Here is a 1,066-nt window from a genome sequence, read left to right as displayed (position 1 = left end):
TTTAATTTTTGCCGACATACAGATGATTTGGAAATCGGCTACAGTATAATGGCGAACGCCATAAGGTCCTCCAAGGGCAAACTGAGGAATGATGTAATATTTAATGTCCGTATTGTTCGCTTCATCAATGAGGCGAAGTTCATAACGATAAGTATTTACATCCGGAATCTTCTCAAATTCCCAATTATTATTTCTTGCGATGACCTTTAGGGCATTAACGAATTTCAATTCCAACTCGCTATCCTCTGCTACACCTGACTGTGAGATAGTTCCTACTGATCCTGGAAGTGTTTCCCACGATTTAGCATGACTAATCAGCTGTTCAAAGAGACTGTCCGCATATTCTCGGCTGAAAGAATCGCGTTTATATTGGTTGCCATAGGTAAGGATGCAATGATAACAGCCATCTTTGCCCTCCCATTGACAAATACATTCATGAATCTTGTCATAGGCATACAGCAGAAGAGCGGTAAATTCCTCGGTGTCATATAGCTTCGACAAATAGCCTGTACCGCCGGGGATGGTATCATACATCACAAGGTAATGGTCTTTGTTCATCGTTGCCATATTCATTTCACTATAGGAGTCAATGCGTATATGCTCTGGCGATGATTTATAGTATGCCTTTAATCCGAGTTCGATACCGGCCTTGAACATCTCAATAGCAGCATTTGCATCCATAATTTGTACGGGAAGCAATATCTTGATAGCCTCCGTTTGCATATGGCGGTAGAGGTAAAGCGTTTCGAATACATCGCCCTTTACATCATCAGCAAAGCTTATGCCCTTGTGATTACAGAATCGATAATGGAAGTCTTCGGTCTGTTTTACACCGACCAAAAGATGAGTTGATTTACCACAATATTTACAGGTGACAAAACCATTCTGAGGAACCGTAGCATCATTGTCCACCTCCAGCTTTGCACCGGATTGCATCTGCATACCATAGTTTACTTCATACAACTCCATGTTGTTGCAGAACTCAATACCAAAGCCCACACTACGCATAGCATACGAGGTAGTAGCGCCATTGTGATGGAACATATAGTGACGCTTGATGATGTAG

General features: G+C 41.8%; 1 protein-coding gene. It reads right to left on the bottom strand.

What is annotated here, in order from left to right; all coding sequences use genetic code 11:
• Positions 1-1,066 (bottom strand): DUF1998 domain-containing protein (locus tag AB5935_RS27855; RefSeq protein WP_368328084.1); only part of this gene is annotated, 1,066 nt, incomplete at both ends.

This window comes from Phocaeicola sp. RTP21198st1_B8_RTP21198_201120, assembly GCF_040929485.1.
GTDB classification, from domain to species: Bacteria; Bacteroidota; Bacteroidia; order Bacteroidales; family Bacteroidaceae; genus Phocaeicola; species Phocaeicola dorei.
Note: the sequence above shows the minus strand (reverse complement) of the source record. Positions and strands in the feature narration are given on the sequence as shown.